The sequence below is a fragment of the Lactobacillus jensenii DSM 20557 genome, assembly GCF_001436455.1.
Taxonomy (GTDB): Bacteria; Bacillota; Bacilli; order Lactobacillales; family Lactobacillaceae; genus Lactobacillus; species Lactobacillus jensenii.
The window spans coordinates 1-26,959 of the sequence record NZ_AYYU01000003.1 but is presented as its reverse complement, the minus strand read 5'-3'; the positions used below and the strand labels follow the sequence as shown (position 1 = coordinate 26,959).

Below are 26,959 nucleotides of genomic sequence, written 5' to 3'. Positions count from 1 at the left end.
TCTTTTTATTTTATAAGCTGTACACTGGAACTGAATTATATGTAAGGAGGAATTAATTATGGCAGATTTACCAACTTCTACAGAAGAATTACGTGCTCTTTTTAAAAAAGGAGACGATGCTCGTGATGCCGGATTACCTACTAACATTCCAGAAGTCGAGCGAATTGATAATTTAAGTTATGGTCCTGACAAAAAATGGAATTTATTAGATATTTATTTACCTAAAAATAGAACGGGAAAAGTTCCTACTATCATTAGTATTCATGGTGGTGGCTGGGTATATGGAACTAAAGAAACTTATCAATTCTATGGTATGTCACTTGCGAAAATGGGCTTTGGCTTTGTAAACTTCAATTATCATTTAGGACCTGATGTTGTCTTTCCTGGAATCTTAGATGATGTTCAAATGTTAATGGAATGGGTTGAACACAATGGTGAGAAATATCACTTAGATCTAAAGAATATCTTCTTACTGGGAGATAGTGCTGGTGGCCAAATGACTGAACAATATTTAGCTATTGCCACTAATGATGATTTTCGCAAATTATTTGGTTACAAACCTTTAAACTTTAAATTTAATGCAGCTGCTTTAAATTGTGGTGCCTACTTTATGCTTGATAAAGGACAAACTCAAGGTGCTGTAGCTGCCTACTTTGCACCAGATGCAATTAAAGATAAAAAGGAACTTTTAAATACTGAACAATATTTAACTAAAAAATTACCACCACTATTTATCATGACAGCTAATGAAGACTTCTTACATGATAATGCGGTCCGTTTGGATGGATTTTTACGCGCTAAAGGGATTGAACATGAATTGCATATTTATGGCACTCCTGATAACCCTAAGCAACATGTCTTCCACTGCAATGTTCGTGATGAAGTCGGACAACAATGTAACAAAGATGAAACCGATTTTTTCAAGCGATATATTGTAAAATAGGTTTATCTCAGTTCTAATGGAGGACTGCAAAACCTATGTACGAACATGAATTTGTTAAGCCGGTTGATCAACTAGCAATTTGGTACCATATTTTTGAAAATAATCAATCTTGGAATGCTTATATTCCCGTTCATTGGCATCGTGGAATTGAATTAAGCTATCTAGAACGCGGATTAATTGATGATTTTCGAATTGGTGATGAACACTTTGCTTCAAAGTCAGGTAGGATTTTAGTAGTTAATACTCAGGAAATTCATTCAATTAAAACTCGTGTTAAGCAAAAAGATTTAGCCCTTTCCATCATTTACCCGTACTCATACATTGAAGGACTATTTCCTCAGATTAACAATTATCGAATTGAAATTAATCATCCTGATAAATTTACCAAGTCTCAAAAAGTTGCTTATCTGGATCTTAAAAGCAAATTAATTAAGTTTATAGCTACTGTTCAGGAAAATTCAAAAGATCGAAACATCCAATTATCAATTATTTCACTAGAAATTTTGGATATTTTACTGAATAATTTTATTCAAAAAAGAAAACAGCTCCCTGCTAAAAAAGAAGTAATTACTCAAAGACTTCAAGAAATTGTCGAATATATAACTACTAACCTAAAGCAGGACTTATCTTTAGAAATAATTGCCAACGAATGTCATATTTCACGAGAATATCTTGCAAGATTTTTCAAAAAGAATATGGCAATGACTGTTGCAGAATATATTCGGTATCGTAGAGCTATTTCAGCTCGAAAAGATTTACTTTCAAGTAATGCAACATTAACCAAAATTGCCATTGATAATGGCTTTAGCGGAATTCGTTCTATGAATCGAGCCTTGCATGAATTTTACCACGAAGATGCAAAAGAGATTCGTAAAAGAGAAAAAAATAGATAATAAAAATGGCATAAGTTGTTGTACAATTAAATATCAAATCAGAAGCAAAAAAGACAGTTGAGGTTACCAGCTGTCTTTTTATTTGCAAAATTAATTAGCACTATTTATTAGGCTCTAATCGTTATATAAGTGTAGGCAACAAAAAAGGCGGTTCTAACGAACCACCCGCAAAACGTCGTCGACGAATTGATTTCCCTTTCAATTCTTCTTACACGTTAATTTATTATTTTTGTTATTGTGGTACCTCCAAAGTACCTGAAAAAGCTCTTCAAAAAGTTTTTAGAAGATAATCAAGACTAATTTGTTGAGCAAGAGAAGAGTAATCATTTTTGATTGCTCTTTTTTATTTTTTCTCCGAGGCTCTTGGAGTGGAAATGTAAATTCCTAAAATATTTTAGCAAAAGAAAGGGTAACCGAATAGGTTGCCGTTTTTATTCATTTATTAAATTAAAGTAAAAAAAGAAGCAAATTACTAATTGCAATCTGTTTCTTCATACGGATATTTTATTTTTCTAGCCCAAATCTTCACCGTTTGAGGCAATAACTTTCTTATACCAATAGAATGAATCCTTCTTGTAACGCTTCAAACTCCCGTTACCTTCGTCATCCCTATCAACATAAATAAAGCCATAACGTTTACTCATTTGACCTGTGCCGGCACTTACAAGGTCAATGCAGCCCCAAGTCGTATAGCCAATTAAGTCTACACCATTATTAATTGCTGCTTTCATTGCTTTGATATGTTGCTTCAAATAGTCAATTCGATAATCATCGTGAACTTCATTATCTTCAGTCAATTTATCAACTGCACCCAAACCATTTTCAACAACCATTTGTGGTAAATGATAACGATCGTTCATTACTTCAAGGTAATATTCTAAGCCCACAGGATCAGTTGCCCAGCCCCATTCTGAATACTTCAAATATGGGTTCTTAGCTCCTGCAGCAAAATTACCTCCAACTTTATCCTTAGATTCATGCGTGGTAATTACATTAGACATGTAGTAAGAGAAAGTGTACATATCAACTTTTCCAGCTTTAAGATCTGCTAAATCTTGGTCTGTAATATCCAAATGAACATTGTGTTCATTCCACAAGCGCTTAGAATAGCTTGGATATTCACCCAAGGCTTGAACATCCCCACAGTAGAAGATATTTTGTTCCCAAGCATAACGGTTAGCTAAAATATCCTTAGGATCCGGGGTTAATGGATAATTTACAATACCACAAATCATGTTTCCGACAACATAATTAGAATCAATTTCGTGAGCAGCTTTAACTGCGCGTGCACTCGCTACAAATTGATAATGCAACTTTTGATAAGCGTGTTGATATACAGCATCATCATTTGTCTTTTGACCAAACAAATTAAGCATTAACAAACTACAGTTAATTTCATTAAATGTTAGCCAGTACTTAACTAATCCCTTGTATTCATTGAACAATACCTTAGCATACTTAACATATTCATCAATCATAGCCCGATCTTGCCAGTCATTATATTTTTCACTTAAATATAATGGATCTTCATAGTGTGAAATAGTAACTAAAGGTTCAATATTATATTTCTTTAATTCTTCAAATACCTTGCGATAAAAATCAAGACCTGCTTGATTAGGTTCTTTTTCGTCTCCCTTAGGGAAGATTCTTGTCCAAGCAATAGACATTCTGAAGGTCTTAAATCCCATTTCAGCAAATAACTTAATATCTTCTTTGTAATGGTGATAAAAGTCAATTGCTACATGGTTAGGATAATATTCATCTGGTAGAATCGCACCTTTTGCACCTTTTGGTAGCCCTGCACCAGGCATTGCTGGTGTTTCTCCTGCTTTACCATTAAGCATATAAGTTAGCATTCTAGGTTTTTCTAAACTACCAGCGGTTGTAATGTCAGTTACTGATAACCCTTTTCCGCCTTCATCATAGCCACCTTCAAGTTGGTTAGCAGCCGTTGCGCCGCCCCACAAAAAATCTTTTGGAAAACTTGTCTTTGTATTCATATTTTTCCTCCTAATCAAGGTCTAATACATTATCACCAACGTGAACTAATCCTTGTTTAGCTAAGCTAACTTTATGATAGTTCTTTGTATTAGTAATCACAATTGGTGTTGTCACATCATAGCCAGCCTTTTTAATTGCTTCAATATCAAACTTAACTAATGGATCACCAGCTTTAACAACTTGATCTTTTTTTACTAAAGTTTCAAAGCCTTTACCATTCAAGTTAACAGTATCCATACCAATATGCATCAATACTTCTGCACCATCATCTGTATGCATTCCTATTGCGTGTCCAGTTGGAAAAACTAATACTACATGACCATTAGCAGGAGCACGTAAGACACCTTCACTTGGTCTAATAGCTGCACCATCTCCCATAGCCTTAGTTGAAAAGACTTCATCCTTAACTTCAGATAATGGAATTAATTCACCGTTTAATGGGCTAACTAAAGTAGTTGGTTTATTGTAATCAACACTTGGCTTTACAACAGCCGCATTCTTTTTAATTTCTTTAGCTTCATTTGCGGCAACTTGAACATCATTAGCAATATGTTCTTGATCTTGTGCATCGACAGCATCTTTACCAAAGAGCATTTGTAAAACAAATCCTAAAATAAAGGCAACAATTGTAGCGGCAATTAAGAAGTAAAAGCTCTTATCAATCCCAGTCTTAGGGTTGATGGCTGCAGGGTATAAGAAGATTCCCATACCACCCATCATGTAAAGTTTTACATTACCTAAAGCAATAATAATAGTTGCTAAAGCAGAAGCAATACATGAAATAATGAAAGGCTTCTTTCTTGGAAGAGTAACACCATAAATTGCAGGTTCAGTAACACCAAAAATACCTGAAAGAAAGGCAGGAAATGCAAGACCTTTAGTCTTTTCGTTTTTAGTTTGCAAAAGAATGGCTAATACTACCCCAATTTGAGCAAATGAAGCAGCAGAAGATAATACTAACAGCTTATCAAAACCATATGCTGCAAGGTTTGCAAAGAAGACTGCGACAAATCCCCAGTGTACACCAAAGATAACAAATACTTGCCAGAAAGCCCCCATCAAAATTGCAGCAAGAATAGGACTTAAGTTATAAGCTCCATTAGTAACAGCAGCAAGTAAGTCACCAAGCCAAGTAGCAACAGGTCCAATAACTATAAAAGTTATAGGAACTACTATTAGCAAGGTAAAGAAAGGTACTAAAAATGTTCTAACAACTGCTGGAACCCAACTCTTGACCCATTTTTGAACATATCCTGCAAACCATACAGCTAAGATAATTGGAATAACAGTTGATGAATAATTCATCATAATAACTGGAATACCAAAGAAAGTAGTATGAACATCAGATTGTAAGAAAGTTCCTTTAAAGATTGTCATTAAAGTTGTCTTACTTGAACTAATTGCAACAATTGCTGGATAAAGCATTGCCGCAGCAATTCCCATAGCCGTAAAAAGTTCAACTTTAAACTTTTTAGCAGCATTAACAGCAATCATAATTGGTAAGAAATAAAAAATTGAATCCCCAATTGCATAAAGAATTTGGTAAGCACCTGAAGCTTTAGACAAAATTCCAAGAGATGCACAAGCAGCAACAAGTCCTTTAATCATTCCGGCACTAGCTAAAGCGCCTAAAAATGGAGTAAAGATACCTGAAACGATATCAATAAACTTATCAGCAATTGACATGTTGCTCTTATCAACGTAATCATCAGCAACTTGACCACCGTCGCTAAAGCCACCGACTTTGATTAAAGTATCGTAAACGTCAGCAACTTCATTACCAATAACTACTTGATACTGTCCTGCTGATTTAACAACAGTTACAATACCATCGGTATTTTTAAGCTCATCATCATGGGCTTTCTTTTCATCTTTTAACTTAAAACGTAAACGTGTTGTACAGTGAACTACACTGACTACATTATCTTTACCGCCAACTCCAGCGATAATCTTTTTGCTTAGGTCTTCGTAGGCCATCATTTACACCTCTTAACAATATAAAAACCCGAGACATCATGCCAAAATACTCCAGAAGAATCTGGTTAGTATAGACATAATCTCTCGGGTTAATGCTTAGCTTAACTAATAACACACCTTAGTGATTACTTGTTAAATATTAACTTTATGGTTTTATATTACTATCATTTGTAAGCGCTGTCAATACAAAAATATAAATTATCGATTGCTTACTCTCCACACGTGTAAAATAAGATAAACTTCATCATCTTCACTCAACTGATAACCAGTCTTTTCTTTAATAAAATAAGCAATCTTTGTTACTACTTTGCTAGTTTCAGGATATTTTTGTTTCATCAATTGACCAAAAATAGGATCTAGGCCATCATTTTTGCGTTCTTGCTTTTTGATAATCTGAATAAGTAAAGCACGCAAATGAGTTACAAATCTACTGTAATTAAACGAGGTACGATCTAACTTTTTTCCTGTTTCTAAACTAACGATACGCAATATCCCATCTAATAACTTACTAAGTTCCATCGTTTCTTGAACTGTTTCTTTATCAAAGCCAACATTAACCAAATGATAAGTCAAAAAAACGACTTCGCTATCTGGTAGAGTTACTTTTGCTTCTTTTTCAACCATTGTTACTAACTCTTTAGCAACTGCTACTTCTTTAGGATAGAGCTTAATTACTTCCCATTGCATCATTTGATTATCTAAAACCAAATTTTCCTTACTTCTCGTTAACATAAAGTCAACATGGTCGGCCAATGAAGTATAAGCATAATTATCAAACTTAATTCCAAGTTCTCTTTGAGAAAGCTCAACCATTTTATTAGTTAAGCTGAGAGCTAATGAACTTAAACTAGTAACTGTTTTTAAAGTGGTATCTTGATCGGTATTTTTAAAACGACGTTCTATTTTTTCTTCTTCAATTACATCGCCGGCTTTTTTACCAAAACCAATGCCTTTTCCAATAACAATCCACTCTACTCCAGCTTCATCCTTAACCAAAGCAGCACTATTGTTATAACTCTTTTCAAAAATCATTATTTTTCTACCTTATATCTTGAGACCCCATCTAAGTAAGTTTCTACTAAGGTCATATCATTATTCAAAATCAAAAAGTCAGCTGCTCGATCAGGTGCAATAACGCCACATCTATCTAAAATTTTACTACTCTTAGCTGGAACGTAACTAGCCATCATTACTGCATCTTCTCGACTAACAATATCCCAATCGACTAAGTTTTTAACAGCATCTTTTAAGAGTAAAATACTTCCAGCTAAATTATTGCCATTAACCAAACGAGCCATACCATCTTTTACATAAACTGGTAATTCACCTAGCATATAATTGCCATCTGGCATCATCCCTGCCTGCATACAATCAGTAATCAAGCAAATATGTTCGTATCCCTTAGCTTGAATTAAAGCTCTCAATGCGGGAATTTCTACGTGATGCCCATCAGCAATTAATTCACAATCAGTTAAGCGACTAGAAAAGGCTGCTCCAATAATATTAGGTGTATGTTGCGACAAGTAATTCATACCATTATAAGTATGGGTAAACATGCTAGCTCCAGCATTAACTGCGTTATTAGCATCTTCGAAGTTACTACTTGAATGTCCTAAAGAGACTGTTACCCCTTCTTTTACTGCTTCTCTAATAAATTCACAGCTTCCTTCACGCTCTGGAGCCATTGATATTTTGATTAGCATATTATCACTAGCCTTACGCCAACCATCGAAAAGCTTAATATCTGGATCAACCATATATTTAGGATTTTCAGCTCCACCATGTTCAGGTGTAAAGAATGGGCCTTCAAAATGAAGTCCTTGAATTTTAGCTCCCCTTTCTTGACCTCTATGTTCTGCAAACATTTTGCAAATATTAGTCAAAGTATCATTACTTGCAGTAATTGTCGTTGGTAACCATGAAGTTACCCCAGCCGCAAGCAAGCCTTCTGAAATTTTGTTAATACCTTGCCAATTGCTTTTCATTACATCTTCATTAAGTAAGCCATGAATGTGTGTATCAACATATCCTGGTGCAACTGCCTTACCAGGATATTCTTTTATTTTCCCATTAGGCTTCTCATTTTCTGGATAATAAAAACCAAATTTTCCTTCATCAGTTACTTCTAAATATCCACCAAATTCTGTTCTATTTTTTAGGAAAAACTTTGCCGCATGAATATAATAGGTCATAAATTTATCTCTTCTTTCATAAAAGCGCTATCGTTACTATTCATATCGTGACGATAAATATCTTTAAAGTCAACTAAATAGCGAAAAATTTTCATGATTTTTCGTTATAATGTAAATAATTAAACAAATATTTAGGTGGTAGATATGGCACAAACTATACAAGGTCGTCATCAACTAGGTGCTTTAGTTGGTGCGCAAAAAGCAGAAAATTTTTATGAATTACATTATTCAAGTGGCGAAACAGCTCGCTTATATATCTTGTCAGATAGTATTTTTCGTTTTTATCTTGATCCTAAAGGCGCTTTTCAAGCCAATGCCTTGGATTTAAATTTGTCATCATTTGACAATTCTTATCATCAAAAAAGTAGTGCTAAAGCAACTAGTGAAGCCTTCATTATTCAAACTGGCTCAATAAAGTTAGTCTTTGGCCAAAAGCCAGCAACTTTAACAATTTTTGATGAACAAGTCCACCGCAATCGTCTAAGTCAAACTAGTCCATTAGAAATTGGTGATGGTGCAAGTATCGAATTTTTAAAGCAAAATCAAAATGAATACTATTATGGCGGAGGCCTTCAAGGTGGACACTTCAGTCATAAAGGTAAAAAAATTCAAATTAAAGATTTAAAAGTTGCCGGAAATGGTGGTGTTATTAACCCAATTCCATTTTTCTGGTCAAATGCCGGTTTTGGAGAGTTACGCAACACTAATTCAAATGGAACTTATGATTTTGGCTCTAAGAATTCAAGTAATTGTTTATTGAGTCATAATTGTGAAGAATTCGATACATTTTATTTAATTGGCAACTCTCCTCAATCTATCTTACAAAAGCTCTACCAATTAACAGGCAAACCATTTAATCTACCTAAATACGCTTTAGGACTAGGTTATCTCGGTAACTTTTTAGATTTTACTTGGAAGAAAAGCGATAATACTAATCGAACTGCTACTAAATTTGAAGATGGTGATTATTATGAAAAAGCCACTAGCCCTGAAAATGTTGCTGCTAAAGCGTCTTTAAATGGAGAAGAAAGTGCAATCTTTTCAGCTAGAGCAATGATTGATCGCTATCATAAAATGAAATTTCCACTTAGTTACTTCATTCCAGATTTTGGCTCACAAAAACCAGCTAACCTTGATGAATTACAAAGCTTTAATGAATATGCCTTAAGTCAAGGCGTTATGCCAGGAACTGCCCATGTTGAAACTTTATTAGCTAATACCCAACTCGCTTATACTAATAAACAAAACGAGGCTAAAACATATTCTGCTTTAGCTAATAGTTTAAAACAGCAAAGACCACTTGTTTTAACTAATAATGGTAATGCCAAAAGTTTCCACACTAGTGCCTTAGCATTTGGAGAAGATGGAGGCGAATGGGATACATTAAAGAATCAAATCGCTAGTTTACTTGGTTTATCTCTTTCTGGACAAGCTATTAGTGGATGTGCAGTAGATGGGCTTCGTGGCGGAGGAAACGCAACGGTTAGTGTACGTGATTTTGAATGGAAGAGTTTCACACCATTGTTATTCAGCATGGATGGACAAGGACCTACTCCTAAACTTCCATTTGTATACAACAATAAAATTTCAAAAATTAACCGCGCCTATCTAGCTTTGAGAAAGCAATTTAGTTCATACTTATATACTTTAATTAAAAAAGCTCAAAATGGTGACTTGATTATACGTCCACTTTTCATGGAATTTCCTCATGAAAAGACAAATTATTCTGATGAATGGGCTAATGAGTTCATGTTAGGAGAAGATTTGTTAATTGCACCAATTACTGACGGACGTGAAGACGAAAAAGGATATGCAATTAAGGATCGCTTATACTTACCTGATCATCGCACTATTTGGATTGATCTATTTACCGGTAAGAAATATGCAGGTGGTAGAGTATACAATAATCTATCATTTCCAATTTGGCACCTTCCTGTTTTTGTTCGTTCAGGAGCAATTTTGAGTCAAGGTAATCGAATTTTTACTATCTATCCTCAAGGTAAAAAGACTGCCAAAATTTTAAATGATAATAACTTAAATAGTGATGAAACATACACAACCACTATTACTTCTAACTTAAATGATGATCGTTTACACCTATCCTTTGAACCTATTGAAAATCTTTGTGATGGAGTTGCCAAAGATCAAGCAACTTATTTAAATATTCTAATTGATCATTATCCTGGAAATGTTAGCCTCAAGATAAATGACGAACCCGTTCGTCTTAATGAATCAGGCTCCTTCAATGCCTTTTTAACTACCAAAGAAGGATATTACTTTAATACTAACTTTATTGCTGCACCAGCTTTTAGTGATTTTACTAAGCAACGCCAAACTGCTTTACAAATCAAATTAGCAAAACGGGACATTACTGATACCAAAATCGATATCTTTATTGATAATTTCCACTATGTTAAAGCTAATGAAGCTCATGCTATCATCGACTCAGCTTTGCGTGCTCCAGGGAAGCCATCAATTAACCCAGATAAAACAACAGCTCACAGCTTAACTGCAATTTGGCCCAATGATGCCCAAGTTCAAATCGAAGTAAACGACTTAATTTATGATGGGATTAGTGGCAAGAGCTTTACCTTTAATAACTTGAAGTCTGAAACTTTATATAAGATGCGGTTACGTTACTTATCACATAATAAGGTTTCTGAATGGTCTGATTACTTCGGTGGCAGAACCAAACCTAGTCAATATAAATTTGCGGTTAAAAACGTTAAAATGCATTCCTCAATGCTCAGTCAAGAAGGTCATGATGTCGCATTAGCTACTGACATGCTTCCTGCTAGTGAATGGAGAACCGCTAATAAGTTGACGAATGAGGGTTTAACTTTAACTTTTAACTTTACTCAAGAAGAAGAGTTATCAAGAATGGTCTATTTGCCAAGAACTGTCGATCAAGTTGGACGAATTATCAAGGCTAGTTTAGCTATTTCAAAAGATGGCATTCATTTTGAACCTTATCGTGATGAAATTAATTGGCCAAATGATCCTAAAAACAAAGTCGTTGGTTTACGAGATGTCAAAGCCAAAGCTATTCAAATGCATATTACTGAATCTAGTGATGGTTTAGTAGCTGCTAAACAGTTCTATTTCTTCAAACCTAAAAAATAATTTTAATATAAAAAAGCATAAGCTTGCGTGATTTACTTTCTTCACCTTGCTTATGCTTTTTTACTAACTTTTTTTGCTAACAAATAACTTGTTAAAGGTATAGTTAATGCTACCCCAATAATTGAATAAGCCATTATCAAAACTTCGTTAACAAACAGCTTATCATTTAAAATCTTGCCCAATGGATAATTTAAACGCATATACCAAATAAATAATGGCAAAAAGCTACCAAATAATCCAAACAAAATAGTATTTACACTAGTACCTAAAACATCTTTTCCAATATTAGCACCACTTTTTTCAAGTTGATTACGTGTAACCCCTGGATTATGCTTTTTTAATTCCAAAATACCACTACTCATTGCTACACTTGCTTCACTTATTGCACCTAATGTACTAAAAATGGCAACCGTAATAGCAATCGCTGGATAACTTAAGCCAGGATATGGTGAAAGACCAACTAGCTCTTCACCTGCTTCATCACCAAAGCCTGCTGCTTGTGCAAGATATTGCAAACAAATAATAACTAAAATTGTTACCGTTGCAACCAAAATAGCGGCATAAAAGGAATTCTTGGCAACTATCATATCATGTGTTCCTAAGAAAATAATCGCTGCTAATTTTAAAGGAATAAAAATTAAGGTTAATACAAATATATTAATTCCCCATGAAATTAATAAAGCCACTAAAACAAGCAGAATCCCATTAACCATCACACTCAAAAAGCTGTTAAATCCTGTTTTTCCACCAATTAGTACCATTAAAACAAATAAGAGCAAAACCAAAGCTGTTAAAGTAGTCATCTTAGTCCCCTCTTTTCTTTAAAAATACTAAACTTGTTAAACTAGCAAAAATAACTGTCAAACATATTCCAATTGCACTCATTAAACTTTGAATAGCGCCAAGTGATAAGGTGAACTCAAAACTAAAAGCCAAGGTATTATTATCACGTAAATATAAAATAGTCATCGGCAAAGCTTCAGCAATAAAAATTAAAACTAAAACATTAATAAGTGGTCCCATAATTTCTTGACCCATGGTTCTACCACTTAATAACAATTGCTTAACTGTTAAATCTTTTTTATGTTGTGTTAATTCATATAGACTAGAAACTATATCTGTTGCTTCATCCATAACGGCACCTAACACCCCCAATAATGCTTGGGCTAAAAACAGCGAACGTGGTGATTGCGTAGCATAGTCTACAGTTTCATATTTCATCCCTGCTTCACCAGTTAATTTCATTATTAAATAGCATATTCCAAATGAAACAAAGACCCCAACTAATGTTGCAAAATAAGTTGCCAGCATCTTTTTATTTAGCCCCTGCACAATTAACAAAGACACAAAAGCAAAAACAATGACTCCCAATCCATAAATTGCAAATATCTCTGTTCCATTTTCTTGAATATCAAATTTTATAATGAAATAAAATATAATCCAACTTAAAACTAAAGATAGCACTAGCCAAAAAGTATTTTTTCCGGCAATTACTAAAAGAAGCGTTAAAACAATCGTCGCGGCCAAAGCTAAAATCCAATCTCTTTTTGGACTTAACAAACTAATTTGTCCTTTATTGAAGGAAACTAATACCCTTTCTCCAGACCGATAAGCTTGGGTTTCTAATTGTGATTTTACATAATGATTTTTTACTGTGTAAATTTTTCCTTGATGTTTACCAGAAATCACCTTTAACTTTAAAGTTTGTACTCGTTTTTCATCATAATTTTTATATTCATCTTCAGTCTTTTCGGTTACTCGATCATTTAAGTTCTTATTTACAATAATTGCTGTATCCGCATAAGAAGAGGGCTTAAAATAAATCCAGCTAGTTATTATTAAACCCAAAAACAAGACAAAAAGTGTGAATAAATTTTTCTTAGTTAGTTGCTTTTTCCACATCATGTTCTTCCTTCCTGTTATTATTTTACCTACTAAAAAAAGATGACCTAAAAATAGGTCATCTTCTTATTCATTTCTTAACCAAGAAATCTTTCCCACCAGTGCTTTTTCTTAGGAAGTTGCATATCTGCTAAAGTTCGATGAACATTTTCTTTAGCACGCTTTGCGGCGTTTTCTTGAGCCTTCTTTAAAATCGCACCACGTACTTCATCTTCACTTTTTGACATATCTTCTGTAACTTCGCTTCGCTTTTGTTCAGGTGTCTTTTCTTCAATTTCTTCATCAAAGAAATCTTCATCCATCTCTGGCAAATCTTCAGTTGCTTGTGGAGCAGCTAACTGCTTTTGACTATCAATCAATGCAGCATTTTGTTTTTGCACTTCAGCAACCTGCTTTTGTAAATCAGCAATTGCTTGATTTTGATTGGCAATAGTTTGTTGCAAAGCTGATAATAGCTTAACTACTTGCTTAGAATCCATTAAGGCATTAGCTTGTTCTTCTATTTTTTTATCAGCTTTTTTTTGATCCTCAACTTTTTTGTCACTCACTGCAAATATTTGTTGGGCAGCATCACTCAACGTTAACCCACTTTGCTTAGCTAACTTATGAAAAGCTTTAAGATCGGCAATATTTTGAGCAGAATACAATCTTGCACGTTGACTAGTACGAGCATAATATTCTGAATCCCCAGTTGTTTTTTCAACAATTAAAGAATACTTTCTCAAAGTTGCCACACTAATTTTAAGTTCAGCTGCTGCAGTACTTGGATTTACTAATTCTTTTTCATTCAGACTCATCAATTATTCCCCTATTCAGGCTTATGAAGCAAAGTTTTTTTGTGGTTATGGCGTTCAACTGCCAATTCAATCAAGCGAGAAATGAGATCGGTATATTTAATACCAGCTTCTTCAAATAATTTAGGATACATACTAATGTTAGTGAAACCTGGAAGTGCATTCAATTCATTGAAAATAACTTCATGATCACTAGTTCTTAACATAGAATCAATTCTAGCCATTCCACTACATTCAGTTGCACGATAAATCTTTTCTGCATTTGAGCGAACTTTTTCAACGATTTCTGCTGGTAAATCTGCTGGAATTTGCAAAGTAGTTGTTGAAGAATCATCATATTTATTTTTATAACTATAGAATGATCCCTTAGCATTAATAATTTGACCAACACCAGAAACGATAATATCATCATTACCTAAAACAGCAGTTTCAACTTCAGTACCAGTAATTGCTTCTTCTACTAAAACTTTATCATCATACTTAAAAGCTTCTGCAAGAGCTGGCAAATAATCTGATTCTGATTTAACATGAGTAATTCCGACACTTGAGCCTTGGTTAGAAGGCTTAACAAACAAGTCAGTTCCTAACTTTTCAGAAACATATTTATAATCAAGCTTAGAATTATTTTTATCATTGTATTCAAAACGCTTGATTGCCACCCAATCAGCAACAGGTACACCGGCTCTTTGAGCTAAAATCTTAGTAAATTCCTTATCCATTGTAACAGCTGCTGCTAGTACATCATCCCCAACAAATGGCTTATCAAGCATTCTAAAGAATCCTTGGATAACACCATCTTCACCAATATTTCCGTGAACAATTGGGAAGTAAACATCCATTTCAGGTAAATTAGCCAATTGTTCAAAGTTGGAAACATTAGCTAATTTATGTGGGTTTTTAATAGTATAAGTAGGGTCGTCCCAAACTTTTTTGGAATCTTCTAAACTTGCAAAATAGTTATCCTTAGTCAACCAAATTGGGTATACGTCATACTTTTCTTTATCAATTGCGTTGTAAATATTGTGGCCAGAAACAATGGAGACCTCATATTCTGAGGAGTTACCACCAAAGATTAAGCCAACTCTGGTTTTATCTGTCATTTTTTTCTCCTTTAATTGTTCGTTTTTTATCTCCTTATATCGTTCAATCTTTAATTATACGCATTTACAGCATGATTGGCGTATTTATTAGGAAAAAAACTAGAATTTTTTTAGCAAATATGTTTAAATTGTTACATAAATATTACAAAACCGTTACAAAAAGAAATGTGATATCATATTCTTATAGAAAAGGAGGGCTTCATCCATGAATTTCAAACGAAAACTTGCAACCATTTCTGCAAGTATCATGTTGCTAGCTCCAATATTTACTACAATTATCACTGCACCAGTTGCTAGTGCAGCAACTTTTACTAGCTCTGAACTTAATACTATTCGTTCCTTCCAAAACCGTTATTCAAGTTTGGATCAAACAGCATATAGTAAAAATAATATTTATACAATTACTCCTAACTTAACAGAGCCATTTTCTGCAGGACAAATTTCTCAAAACTACATTGATTCGCAATTAGCCTGGATTAACTACTATCGTGCTCTTTTTGGATTGCCAAGTGTTACTGCAAGTAAAACTGAAAATCAGAATGCGCAAGTGGCTGCTGCAGTTATGGCAGCCATTGGAGCTAATCCATTTCAAAGTCAACACGGCTTACCAAATGAATCTAAACCTAGTTACATTAGTGAAAGTGACTGGGAAACAGCAGTTGATTTAACTAAAAATTCAAATCTTAATTTCAACATTTTAAATCAATCAGCTGGAGATGTAATTACAGACTTCTTAACTGACAGAAACAATTTAACAGGAGGAGATACTGGCCACAGAGCCTGGATTCTCTCACCTTGGCTTTATACAACGGGAATAGGTGCTGCTTATGGAGCAAATGGCTATCGTTATTCTGTTCAAAGAGTTCTCAATTTAACAGATGTCATGAAAACAGCTACCAAATCAACTATTACTTATCCAAGTGAAGGGGTTTTCCCAATTGAATTATTGAGTGGTGGCAATATTTACTGGTCATTTTATTTAGCTAATGATCAAATTAAATCAACTCCAACAATAACCATCACTGACTTAGATACCGGCCAAAAAACAACTGCTACAAACGTGCATAATTATAGTTCAGGTTTCTATGGAAACTTTTCAACTATCATTACTTATAAGCCTGGAAATATAAGTTTAGTTTCTGGTCACCAATATCAAGTAAATATTAATGGAATTTACTCATATAGCTTCAAGTTATTTAACCAAGTTGCTGCTAACCAACCAAGTTTAAATACTTCCACAAAGAAATCTTCAGCTAATGTACAAAAGCAAGTTGAAGAAATTGCTAATAGCAAATCTTCCACTCCTGCTGAAAAAGACGTAAAAATTAAATCAGCTTTATTATTAAAGGCAGAAGAAATTAGTGATTCTCTTATGAAAAATAGAATTACAAACACTACTATTTTTGGAAGATCTTATCAAGATGATAAAAACTTCTATAATCTTGGCAAAAATCAATGGTTTAGAGATTTTTATCGAGTTTCAAATCCATTAATTAGTGCTGGAATTTTAGATTCAGATGACAATATGCTTGATAAACAAATTTACACTAGTCCATATGCTAACTTACAAACAAAAACATATGCTTATCTCAAGCCACAAACTAGTTATGCATATGGTCAAAGTATAATAATTGGTGGAATTACTTGGTATTACCTGGGACCAAATCAATGGGTTCAAAAAATTCCAAGTAAAAATCCAGCATAGAATAGGCATTTTAAATACTTTAAAAAAACACCTAGTTTAAACTAGGTGTTTTTTTCATAAACTATAAATCAATCCATTTATTTTGTAGATGTTATCTGCCAAGGAATAGTATTAATTACAAAAATAATTGCTCCAAACATAACATATTCCCAAAATACAGAACTTGCTAACTCTAACCAATATCCAAAATCAAGGAGAGTTATACTTTCAACATTAAAAATTAATGGTATCATCGCTAAAATGACATAAATCGTAATCATTAAAGCTCCTGTCCACATCCCTGCTCCTGTTACTTCATGAATTATAGCCTTCAAACGTAGCTTTTCTCTCATTTCCATCAATGTAGAAATCAATGATAAGATTAAAACAATTACCAAAACAGTGTTAATGATTAAAAACATAGTTACTAAATTAGCTTGTTGAGTAACATCTGCCAAATCAAAAGCTGAAATAATTGTATATACTGAGCTATCTCCTTGTTTTTTTAGGGCTTTCATAACACTCTGGGCTTCTGTATCTGAATTAGAATCAATTTCTTTATTCAACGTAGAATAAATTTCATTTGCTAAACTCGCATTATCAGTTTTAAACCAATGGATTCCTAAAGTATAATCTATTAATTCATCAGATAATACTTGAGTTTGATTTGAGGTCAATAAATTAGAGCTACTATTCTTTTTACCATTAACTAGCACTGCTAAACGATCAAATTTTGCATTAATCTGTGCATCAATTACAGCTTGGCCATTACTTGTCCGTGTAATTCCCTTCATAAATGATGGGTTCATTAATGTAAAACTAAATAATATTAAACTTACAACTACAAAAATCGTTGCAACAAAGGATCTTTTATAAGTTCTATTTTGTTCAGCATCAAGACGTCTAAGCTCTGAACGCGTCGTTTCTGCCATATTATTCTCCCTAACTGTAAATTTCTTTACCTTCGTCAAACATGTGGTCAATAGCAAAATGAATGCTACCGATATCTGCATTCCGAATTACTTGATGCCCTTCATCAAGCACCTTCTTAATTTCTGAAGCATCATAATTCATAAAAACGCCCATTAAAGTCGAAGTCATAAAATCAGCTATCTCTTCAGGGTTAAGGCTATGACTCTTACGTTTAAGATAAAGACGTCCACCTCCAGCTGCAATAAACGAAATACCTGAACGAATATTATCAATTTGGTCTGGAGTAAATTCTGAAATTAAATTTCTTTCAGTAATCCATGAATTAAGCATCTGGCTCCAGGTATCAAGAGTCGTATTATCACTAAATGCTTGTCTAATTACTTGATCTAATCCATTATCACGAATTCCCAAGGAGCCAATGATGTAGCAAAAAGCTTTGACCTGTGTGAATAAATTTTGCTTTTGATCTACGACATTTGTATAAACTTCATCCCATAAAGTATTAAATAAGTTGTGCATAATATCAGTAGTTAACTTTTGTTTATGTGGATAGTAGGATTGCAATAAAGACTTGGAAATCTCAGATTTTTCTGCAATCATTTGAAGCGATACATTATCTATTCCATATTCGCGAATCAATTTAAAAGTATTATCTAAGATAATTCTTCTCCGCTTCATATTCTTATGTCTTGCCACAACAGTCAACCTCTCTATCAATTTGTCTATACAATTATAAAGAATTATATCAATTACTTCTAGCTTTGTATAGTAATAAACAAAAACTGACCCTTAAAAAGAGTCAGTTTTTCAATTTCTTAATTAATAACTAATCAGTTACTTAAGTCTATTTTGTTCATCAAAAATTTGGTGAATTGAACGATCATTGTATACATAATCAATTCCTCGTGCAAGTAATTGATCAACCGATACTCTAACAATTCTATCTGGATACTTTTCATGTTTAATAGTATCAGTAACCACGATTTGTTCAATTGGTAACTTATTCAAAACATCAACTGCATCGTGTGATAATAATGCATGGCTAGCTGCAACATAAACCTTAGTTGCACCAGCTGCTAAAACAGAATGAGTAGATGAAGCAACTCGTGAACCAGTATCAATTAAATCATCAACAATGATACACTTTTTACCTTTTACATCACCAATCATATCATGAACTGAATCATCATAATGAGCACCACGTTGATCAACAATCGCAATTGGTGCATTAAAGTTAGTTGCAAAGTTACGAGCTAACTTAGTGCCTGAATGATCAGGAGAAACAATCACTACATCCTCATCATCACTAGTAGCAATTCCATTGTCTAAGAAGTATTGTGCAAGTAATGGCAAAGCGTGTAAATGATCTACTGGAATATTGTAAAATCCTTGAATTTGTGAAGCATGTAAATCTAAAGTAATTAAACGATCAATTCCAGTTAATTGAAGTAAGTTAGCAACTAACTTAGCTGTAATTGGTTCACGAGAACGACTCTTAGTATCAGAACGAGAATAAGCCAAATATGGTACCACACAATTAATCCGGTGGGCTGATGCACGATGTAATGCATCACAGACTATTTCCAATTCCATAAAGTTTTCGTTAACTGGATCTTGAATTGATTGAATAACAAATACATCACAACCACGTACGGTTTCAGCAATGTTTACTGCAATTTCACCGTCACTAAAATGGTGGACACTTGTTTCAAGCAAAGGCATATGCAAGATATTAGCAATCTTTTCATTTAAAGCCTTATTACCACCTAAGCCGATTAACTTCATTGGGTGTAACATTTGATGGAGTTCTTCTTTATTCATTGTATGCCCCTTTAGAAAAATCTATATACAATTCTATTATAGACAAAAAAAGACTTTGGATAAACAAAGGGATTTAAAATATTTAATTTTTCACAATATTTTTTGCTATAATATCCAAGTATATTATTTAGGAGGATTTTATGAGAACATTTAGTATTGTTTTATTATTGATAATTGCAATTGAACACTTATTTATCGCCTTTTTAGAAATGACTGCCACTCCCCAAAAGCAAGCCAAAGCTTTCGGCGTTGATGAAGAATTTTTAAAACAAGCTGATGCTAGAATTTCTATGGCAAATCAAGGAATTTACAACGCTATGTTAGCTGTAATTATCATTTTAGGTCAATGGATTTTTACTGGAATTAATACTGTCTATGCTAACTTATTATTTTCAAGCTTCGTCTGTGTTGTAGGTTTTTTTGGTGGCTTAACCGTTAATAAAAAAATTTACTTTGTTCAAATGCTTCCCGGATTAGTTGCTTTAATTATTAGCTGCTTAGGACTATATATGTAAAAAAGAGCGATAATATCGCTCTTTTTTATTTACAAAATTCTTTAATTAAATCCAGCATTTTAAAACTATGAACTGTATAACTATTATGGGTTTGTCTAGGCATAATTACCAATCGTGCATTTTGCATAATTTGAGAATACCATCTTACATGTTCAACTTTAACCCAATCTTTTTCTCCGACAACACACAAAGTTGGCGTAATAATTTTTCTTAATTTTTCTGGTTCAATTAATGTTTCTGTTAATTCAACTTGGCTATCTGGATCCCGCTTAATGAATCTTTTTACTCCTTCAACGGCATAGTGATAAGGTTTAATCCCTCCACCATGTACAAAAACTCCAGCTACAATTGCCTTTTTAAGCATATTGGGATATTGACTGGCTAGCATTAAAGTTACAACACCACCGGCATCATAGCCATAAATATATGGCTGCTTTAAATCAAGTTTGCGAATAAAGGCTGCTAAATCACTAACTTCTTCTTGATAATGCTCTGCTGCATCCCCTTCACTTAAGCCATGTCCTCTCATATCTAAAACATAAACAGTATAGTATAAAGATAATGGTGCCAAAATTTTATCAAACATTCCACCATCTAAGTGGTGTCCATGAAGTAAGATTAAAGGTTCCCCTTTACCTAATTTTTGATAATATAATTCAATATTATTTACAGTAACTTTCATTCTTATTCCTAAATATCCTTAGTCAACATTTGAATTCTTGAGCAAAATTTTATTAGCTTTTTTCTTAGCCTTTTCTTTCTCGTGCTCTTGCATAATACTTTTTATAATTTTACTCCAAATTAAATAATTTCCTATAAATAAATCAGATGTTTTCTTTAAATTAGGCTTATGAACAATTGAATCAGATCGTTGCCAATAATGATAATAAGGCTTTTGCGTATAATAAACTTTTCTTGCTATTGAAATATATTTAACGTTAAAAATCTGATCCTCCATAAATGCTACATCTGTGTCAAAAAGTAAATTATGCTTTCTAACTAGCTTTGTTCGATATCCTTTATTCCAGCAATACCCTTTCATTGGAGAATCAAAAATATCAGTAAGTTTCATAAAAGCATTTCCTTTAGTCAGCACACCACTTTCCGGTTTACCAACAACATGACTTCTTCCCTTAGGACGATCTATATAATAACCACAGGAAACTAAATCACAATCTGGGTGTAATTTAAAAGCTCTCAAGAAAAAAGAAACATATCCCGGATCAACAAAATCATCCCCGTCATGAAAAGTAAAATATGGGGTATCCACTTGATTTAAGCCAATATTTCTTGCTGAAGAAGGTCCACCATTTTTAGTTTTAATTACAGTAAAATATGGAAATTTTGGCCGATATTCTTGCAAAATTTCGTTAGTCTCGTCAGTAGAACCATCATCAATAATCAAGAGTTTAAAATTAGATTCATCTTGATGAAGTAATGCATCTAAAGCCCGTGGTAAGTATTCTGCTAAATTATAGACCGGCATAATCACGGTTAACTTTGGTTGTTGCAAAATTCGGCTCCTCCTTTTCTTAAGATTATATCATCGAATTAGTTTAATTCCTATTTCAAGTAAAAGCTTAAAGGAAGTTGTAAAACTATTAAGCTTTCTTTGCGAAGTTAGCTTCTCATTTATCAAAACAGGTATAATATAACCATAAAGGAGTGAAATGTTATCATGAAAAAATTTATGGCATTTTTAGCTGCAATGATAATTGCAACTGGAGTTAGCTTCACTAATAAAAATACTGCTAAAGCTGACGATGACACTACACCTGTTGTAACTTTAGGTTCATCCTTAACTAGTAGTCAAAAGCAAGGTACTATCAATACCTTAACTCAATCATTAAACGGTGCTTCTTACAAAACTATTACGGTTACTGGAAGTGATTTAGTTAAATATCTTAATCCATCAGGTGAAACTTTTACCACTTCATCTGGGGTCTGGTCTAGTGCCATGATTCAAAAAACAAGTAGTGGTAGTGGTATTAATGTGAAAATTTTGGATTATAACGGTTCAAACAATATTACTACTATTACAGCTAACCAATACAAAAACGCTGCTTTAACTGCAGGAATTACTGATGCAAATATTTATATCACTAGTGCCACACCAATTGATGGATCTGGTGCTTTAGCTGGTATTTATGCTGCTTATGCTCAATCCGGTAATACTCTTAATCAAAGCCAAGTAAATGCTGCTCAAAGTGAATTAAATACTTTAAGCTCAATTACTCAAGATAACAAAAATAAAGACGGCTACAGTGATGCGCAATTAAATAATGCTGTTGCTGGAGCAAAAGCCGATATGGCAAAATATGGTTCAAATATCACTAATAATCAAATTACTACTATTGTTAATAATCAACTTGAAAAGAATAATTTAACTAATGTCATTACTAACTCACAAAAGCAACAAATTATTAACTTATTAATTACCATCAAAAAATCTGGAGCTTTAAATTCAAACAGTTTTAAAGAACAAGCTCAAAAATTATCTAGCCAAATCCAAGAAGGTGCCAAAAGTATTTTCAACAAATTAAATTCTCAAGATACTAAAAACTGGATTCAAAAAATAATTGATGCTGTAATTAATTTCTTTAAAGGATTATTCGGTGGAGTAATCGTTCTAAAATAAATCGATTCTATAAATAAAAAAGTTTTGACTATAGTCAAAACTTTTTTCATATACTTAGAAATGTTTAGGTCCATGCTTTTTTATCCGCCAAAAGTGGAATAAAACTGTTATCCCTAAAATACCAAAAACAATAAGTGCAAAGATACTATTTGGTATTTCAAACTCTAGTGGTGGCAAATTAAGTAATAATTTTAAGGCAATAATTCCAATTAAAATATAAGCCATAGGTTCAAGTTCAGGAATATGTTCCATCAATCTAATAATAATTTCGGCTACTCCCCGCATGCACAAAATCCCAATCATCCCACCGATTAAGACAATCACTGGATTTTCAGCAATTGCTAAAGCCGCCAAAACCGAATCAATCGAAAACACAATATCCATCAGCTCAATAGAGATAACTGTCCGCCAAAATAAAGAAAAGACATGCTTTTTATTTTTATGTTGAGAATGATGCTTGTGCTTTGCTTTAACTTTTTCAGGATGATGCTGTTCATAGAAGAACTTAAAGCATAAATAAAATAGGTACACACTACCAACTAATTTAATTTCCCAAAAACGAATTAAATATGTGCCTATACCAATAATAATAAAACGAAAAAGATAAGCTCCCCATAAGCCATAAAGAAGTGATTTTTCTTTCTCAAGTTTGGTAGGCAATACTTGGGTTTGCGCTGCTAAGACAACAGCATTATCAACAGATAAAAGACATTCCATCAAAATTAATGTTAAAATTATCAGCCAATCTTTACCGCTAGTAATAACATGGGTCCAATTATTTATTTCAAAAAACGGTTGATACATTTTAAAAATTATCATTCAGATGACTCTTTTCTATTTTTACATTTTATCCATATAAACATTTAGTGCTTTATCAACAAAGTTATTTCCATAATTATCTTCATGTCCATGAGTCCATTCAAACTCTGCATTTTTAAATTGTGGTAATAACCTTGATATTTCTTGCCACAATTCTTTGTTTTTTAACTCACCCTTACTTCTTTTCCAACCATTATTTCGCCAAGACCAAATCCATTTTTCAGTTATTGGTCTTAACACATAACGAGAATCTAAAACAAAGATTGTCTTCTTATTATTAAGTTTTAAAGCCAAGCTTCGTTTCATAGCTTGAATAAAGCCAGTTAATTCCATCTGGTTATTGGTTGCCCCAAACTCTCCACCAGCTTTGCTAACTCTTTTTCCATCATATTCAATTAAATATGCCCATGCTGCCTTGTCGTTTTTTTGAACATGGCTACCTTTAATATTCCCATGATTTCTACATCCACCATCACTAAAGATAACTACCTCGTATTGACTGTAATCTGCTTTAGAAGTAGCGGACTTGCTTTTTACCTTAGGCACATCGTCTAGTAACCTGCTTTGTGCTTTAACTTTTTCGATTGCGGCGTTTAAATTATCTTCACTGGGCTTCATAATGGCTCTTTTTTGATCAGTGGATAAGTTCAAATATTGACTAGCTTCTAAAAGATTACTGAATGATTTGTATTCAGCTCCGCTAAAACCATCAACTTGTTCTTTGCACTCATCCCAAGTCCGGAAAACTCCAATTTTTCGACCTTTTTTTACTGCATAAAACTTCATTTATTGCTCCAATCATAAATAAGTCTCAATTAATGTTAAAATACTACTATATAATACACAAGAAGGAGGTCAATATGCTCTTTAATTCTCGAAAGTATATTGAAGAAACTGAACACAATCGAATTAAGCATTCTCAAGATCCTTCAATGTTTGAATTGATCAGCTTGGGAACATTAGCCAGTTTTCCTCCTTCACGCTTTTTATTACGACTGCATCCCAATAAAATCACCTCATATTCCAATTATAAAATTGAACCAAGTACTTGCCAACAAACTCCAATTCTATATATTCATGGTTTTCGTGGTGGAGATTATACAACTAGAGTATTAGTAAAAGAGGCTGGTAAAGCCAAGCATAATCCACATTATTTAAAGGTTACTTGTGATGCAGTCGGCAATTTTACTCTTGAAGGTACTTGGACAGGAGATCAATATCCTATTGTACAATTAGTCTTTCGCCATAGAATTGCTGGCATGAGTGCTATCAGCTATTATTTAAGTCGAATTCTACCTTTTTTGAAAAAACAATTTAAATTTGATACCTATTTTGCAGTAGCTCACTCCCTTGGAGCACCTGCTATAGTTGCAACAGCTATGCATTATTTTAAACATAAAAATTTTCCGACTTTAAAAAAAGCAGCCTTAATAGCTGGCCCTTTTGATGGTGTAACTTATTTAGGTGATATTCCTAACGTTAATTATCTTGGTGAAAAAGGACGCCCCATTGCCATGAATTTAACTTACTTAAAGTTTATTTTAGGTAAAAAAAGAATTTGTCCAGATGCAAGTGTTTTAAATATTTATGGAAACATTTTGGATGAAACTAATACTGATAAATTCATCTCAGTTGTTTCAGCCAAAAGTATTCGCTATATTTTGGCACCTCAGTTAAAGTTTTATCAAGAAGTTGAAATCAGAGGGACAAACGCTGAGCACAGCTGGTTACATGATGATCCATTTGTTAATAATATTATTAATCGATTTTTAGGTTTAAAATAGATACAATAAAAAGAAATGGATCCGTGTACTTTATAATTTATCATTTATTAGCAATAATCAAATGGAGGAATTATCTGAGTGTTTTTGCTCAAATATATACATATCATTATCATTAGTATCAATACTATTTTAGCTTTTTATGTAGTTTTCAGAAGAAAAAGATCTGTAGCTACTGCCTGGGCATGGTTAATTATTTTACTAATTTTTCCAATTTTAGGCTTTATTTTATATGGCTTTTTTGGTCGGGGATTATCACAAGAAAATCTTTTTGCAATTAATAAGCAGAATCACATTGGCCTGCGAAATGTACAAAAGATGATTCCCCGTTTTCAAAAAAGGGCTGGGAAATCTGATACTGCCCATAAAGCACAGGTAGCGATTGAATATTTTAACCAAAACCGAGAAGCTCCTCTTTCTAAAAATAATCAAGTAAAACTTTACACTGACGGACATGAAAAATTTCAAGATTTGATGCTAGATATTGAAAAAGCACGAGAAACAATTAATGTTGAATACTATAGTTTTTATAACGATAACATTGGTAATCAAATATTAAATTTATTAGTAAAAAAAGCTAAGGAAGGTATCAAAGTTCGTCTAATTTATGACGCTTGGGGATCATTTGGAGCAACCAGTAAATGGTTCGATAAATTACGTAAAGCTGGTGGAGAAGTATTACCATTTATTACCTCACGCAATATGATTCTTAGATACCGTATTAACTACCATTTACACCGAAAAATCGTCGTTATTGATGGTCGCATTGCTTGGACTGGTGGTTTTAATGTGGGAGATCAATATCTAGGAAAAAAGAAAAAATTTGGTTATTGGCGTGATACCCATGTTCGAATGGTTGGATCAGCCGCCCTACTTTTACAAGAGCGCTTTGTCATGGATTGGAACGCTTCTATTACTAAAATTAGCCAAGTTATTACTTTTTCAGAGAAGCTCTTTCCTGACTTAAATGAAGATGAAATTACTGAACATAATGTTGCAACCCAAATTGTTGCAGATGGTCCTGACAGCGAAATACCATATATGCGTAACGGCATGATGAGGTTAATGCTCCTAGCAAGAAAAAGGCTTTGGATACAAACTCCTTACTTAATTCCAGATGACGCCATGATTGCCACTTGGCAAATTATTGTTAATAGTGGTGTTGATTTACGTATAATGATTCCGTCTAAACCTGATCACCCTTTTATTTATCGAGCAACCCAGTGGTATGCTAATCAATTAACTAAAATGGGAATTAAAATTTATATTTATGATAATGGTTTCTTACATGCCAAGACAATTGTCGGAGATTTCGACTATGCCGTTGTTGGCTCAATGAATCAAGATTATCGTTCATATAGTCTTAATTTTGAAGATATGGCTGTATTTTATGATAGTAATATTAATCATGAATTGGCTCAAATATTCGAAGAAGACATGAAAAATGCCCATTTACTAACAATTGAAGAAATTCAAAATCAATCACACTATTTACGTTCACTTCAAAGCTTTTCACGCTTATTATCACCAATACTATAATTAGGGAATACCACATAAGTAATCCTTTTTATTTTATTATTTGAGATTATCTAACAATTAGAAAAAAAGCGTATAGTCGTAAGACTATACGCCTTTTCTATCACTTAAAATGAGTAATCATTAAAAGTACTAATTTTTTCACTGACTGCCAAAGTAAATTACTCCACTTTTTTAACCAATTAATTGGTACCATCATAAAGAAAAACATTATATCCTCCTTTCTTTATAAAAAGCTTTTATATTAAATTCCCTTGAAACACGAAAACAATATACTATAGACTAAAAGATATTATCTAAAAACTGA

23 protein-coding genes are annotated in these 26,959 nt (G+C 33.2%); 8 read left to right on the top strand and 15 right to left on the bottom strand.

Annotation, left to right across the window (positions count from 1 at the left end; all coding sequences use genetic code 11):
* Window positions 1–58: 58 nt before the first annotated feature.
* The gene (locus FC45_RS01385) at window positions 59–943 is read left to right on the top strand and encodes an alpha/beta hydrolase (RefSeq protein WP_006587751.1); all 885 of its coding nucleotides are present in this window, start codon (window positions 59–61) and stop codon (window positions 941–943) included.
* Between the two features lie 35 nt (window positions 944–978).
* Window positions 979–1,836 carry an AraC family transcriptional regulator gene (locus FC45_RS01380; RefSeq protein ID WP_006587750.1) on the top strand — a complete coding sequence of 286 codons (858 nt, stop codon included), beginning with the start codon at window positions 979–981 and terminating at the stop codon, window positions 1,834–1,836.
* Between the two features lie 512 nt (window positions 1,837–2,348).
* Here FC45_RS01380 and FC45_RS01375 read toward each other — a convergent pair.
* The 4 genes from FC45_RS01375 to nagA all read right to left on the bottom strand — a co-directional run bounded on the left by FC45_RS01375 (window position 2,349) and on the right by nagA (window position 8,006).
* Window positions 2,349–3,836 (bottom strand): glycoside hydrolase family 1 protein, encoded by a 1,488-nt coding sequence (locus FC45_RS01375; protein WP_006587749.1) that lies wholly within the window; start codon window positions 3,834–3,836, stop codon window positions 2,349–2,351.
* Window positions 3,837–3,846: 10 nt separating this feature from the next.
* Entirely contained in the window at window positions 3,847–5,814 is a 1,968-nt protein-coding gene (locus FC45_RS01370; RefSeq protein WP_034535661.1) for a beta-glucoside-specific PTS transporter subunit IIABC, read from the bottom strand.
* Between the two features lie 198 nt (window positions 5,815–6,012).
* Complete coding sequence (locus FC45_RS01365) at window positions 6,013–6,846, bottom strand: PRD domain-containing protein (RefSeq protein ID WP_006585568.1); 834 nt, start codon at window positions 6,844–6,846, stop codon at window positions 6,013–6,015.
* A complete protein-coding gene (nagA, locus tag FC45_RS01360) occupies window positions 6,846–8,006 on the bottom strand; it encodes an N-acetylglucosamine-6-phosphate deacetylase (protein WP_006585567.1) in 1,161 nt (386 codons plus the stop codon). The genes FC45_RS01365 and nagA overlap by 1 nt, the downstream gene beginning before the upstream one ends.
* A 144-nt stretch (window positions 8,007–8,150) precedes the next feature.
* Here nagA and FC45_RS01355 point away from each other — a divergent pair, with 144 nt between their 5' ends.
* Entirely contained in the window at window positions 8,151–11,129 is a 2,979-nt protein-coding gene (locus FC45_RS01355; RefSeq protein WP_006587747.1) for a TIM-barrel domain-containing protein, read from the top strand.
* A gap of 50 nt (window positions 11,130–11,179) precedes the next feature.
* Here the strand turns inward: FC45_RS01355 and FC45_RS01350 are convergent, their stop codons facing one another.
* From FC45_RS01350 to FC45_RS01335, 4 genes are all read right to left on the bottom strand, one after another.
* Window positions 11,180–11,932, bottom strand: a complete 753-nt coding sequence (locus tag FC45_RS01350) for a YibE/F family protein (RefSeq protein WP_057706320.1) — start codon at window positions 11,930–11,932, stop codon at window positions 11,180–11,182.
* A gap of 1 nt (window position 11,933) precedes the next feature.
* On the bottom strand, window positions 11,934–13,034 hold the full coding sequence (locus FC45_RS01345) for a YibE/F family protein (protein WP_006585564.1): 1,101 nt from the start codon (window positions 13,032–13,034) through the stop codon (window positions 11,934–11,936).
* Between the two features lie 74 nt (window positions 13,035–13,108).
* Complete coding sequence (locus FC45_RS01340) at window positions 13,109–13,828, bottom strand: hypothetical protein (protein ID WP_006585563.1); 720 nt, start codon at window positions 13,826–13,828, stop codon at window positions 13,109–13,111.
* A gap of 11 nt (window positions 13,829–13,839) precedes the next feature.
* Window positions 13,840–14,925 (bottom strand): D-alanine--D-alanine ligase family protein, encoded by a 1,086-nt coding sequence (locus tag FC45_RS01335; protein WP_006585562.1) that lies wholly within the window; start codon window positions 14,923–14,925, stop codon window positions 13,840–13,842.
* 205 nt (window positions 14,926–15,130) lie between these two features.
* On the opposite strand from FC45_RS01335, the gene FC45_RS01330 reads away from it, so the two are divergent.
* Window positions 15,131–16,630: a CAP domain-containing protein gene (locus tag FC45_RS01330; RefSeq protein WP_006585561.1), complete on the top strand. Its 1,500-nt coding sequence runs from the start codon at window positions 15,131–15,133 to the stop codon at window positions 16,628–16,630.
* A 77-nt stretch (window positions 16,631–16,707) separates the two neighbouring features.
* Here FC45_RS01330 and FC45_RS01325 read toward each other — a convergent pair whose 3' ends face one another.
* The 3 genes from FC45_RS01325 to FC45_RS01315 all read right to left on the bottom strand — a co-directional run bounded on the left by FC45_RS01325 (window position 16,708) and on the right by FC45_RS01315 (window position 19,363).
* Complete coding sequence (locus FC45_RS01325; protein ID WP_057706318.1) at window positions 16,708–17,541, bottom strand: hypothetical protein; 834 nt, start codon at window positions 17,539–17,541, stop codon at window positions 16,708–16,710.
* A gap of 10 nt (window positions 17,542–17,551) precedes the next feature.
* Window positions 17,552–18,238, bottom strand: a complete 687-nt coding sequence (locus FC45_RS01320) for a TetR/AcrR family transcriptional regulator (RefSeq protein ID WP_006587744.1) — start codon at window positions 18,236–18,238, stop codon at window positions 17,552–17,554.
* 138 nt (window positions 18,239–18,376) lie between these two features.
* Window positions 18,377–19,363, bottom strand: coding sequence for a ribose-phosphate diphosphokinase (locus tag FC45_RS01315; protein ID WP_006588751.1), 987 nt, complete (start codon window positions 19,361–19,363; stop codon window positions 18,377–18,379).
* A 140-nt stretch (window positions 19,364–19,503) separates the two neighbouring features.
* Here FC45_RS01315 and FC45_RS01310 point away from each other — a divergent pair, with 140 nt between their 5' ends.
* Window positions 19,504–19,878, top strand: coding sequence for a DUF1304 domain-containing protein (locus FC45_RS01310; protein ID WP_006585556.1), 375 nt, complete (start codon window positions 19,504–19,506; stop codon window positions 19,876–19,878).
* Window positions 19,879–19,903: 25 nt separating this feature from the next.
* Here FC45_RS01310 and FC45_RS01305 read toward each other — a convergent pair whose 3' ends face one another.
* Window positions 19,904–20,560: an alpha/beta fold hydrolase gene (locus FC45_RS01305; protein ID WP_006587743.1), complete on the bottom strand. Its 657-nt coding sequence runs from the start codon at window positions 20,558–20,560 to the stop codon at window positions 19,904–19,906.
* Window positions 20,561–20,578: 18 nt separating this feature from the next.
* Window positions 20,579–21,394 (bottom strand): glycosyltransferase family 2 protein, encoded by an 816-nt coding sequence (locus tag FC45_RS01300; RefSeq protein ID WP_024272962.1) that lies wholly within the window; start codon window positions 21,392–21,394, stop codon window positions 20,579–20,581.
* Window positions 21,395–21,556: 162 nt separating this feature from the next.
* Between FC45_RS01300 and FC45_RS01295 the strand changes: the two genes are divergently transcribed.
* Window positions 21,557–22,516, top strand: a complete 960-nt coding sequence (locus FC45_RS01295) for a DUF1002 domain-containing protein (protein WP_006585554.1) — start codon at window positions 21,557–21,559, stop codon at window positions 22,514–22,516.
* 54 nt (window positions 22,517–22,570) lie between these two features.
* Here FC45_RS01295 and FC45_RS01290 read toward each other — a convergent pair whose 3' ends face one another.
* Window positions 22,571–23,335, bottom strand: a complete 765-nt coding sequence (locus FC45_RS01290; RefSeq protein WP_006585553.1) for a TerC family protein — start codon at window positions 23,333–23,335, stop codon at window positions 22,571–22,573.
* A gap of 21 nt (window positions 23,336–23,356) precedes the next feature.
* The gene (locus FC45_RS01285) at window positions 23,357–24,121 is read right to left on the bottom strand and encodes a ribonuclease H family protein (RefSeq protein WP_006587742.1); all 765 of its coding nucleotides are present in this window, start codon (window positions 24,119–24,121) and stop codon (window positions 23,357–23,359) included.
* 74 nt (window positions 24,122–24,195) lie between these two features.
* Here FC45_RS01285 and FC45_RS01280 point away from each other — a divergent pair, with 74 nt between their 5' ends.
* On the top strand, window positions 24,196–25,119 hold the full coding sequence (locus FC45_RS01280) for an alpha/beta hydrolase (RefSeq protein WP_006587741.1): 924 nt from the start codon (window positions 24,196–24,198) through the stop codon (window positions 25,117–25,119).
* Between the two features lie 78 nt (window positions 25,120–25,197).
* Entirely contained in the window at window positions 25,198–26,655 is a 1,458-nt protein-coding gene (gene cls, locus FC45_RS01275; protein WP_057706316.1) for a cardiolipin synthase, read from the top strand.
* Window positions 26,656–26,959: the final 304 nt, after the last annotated feature.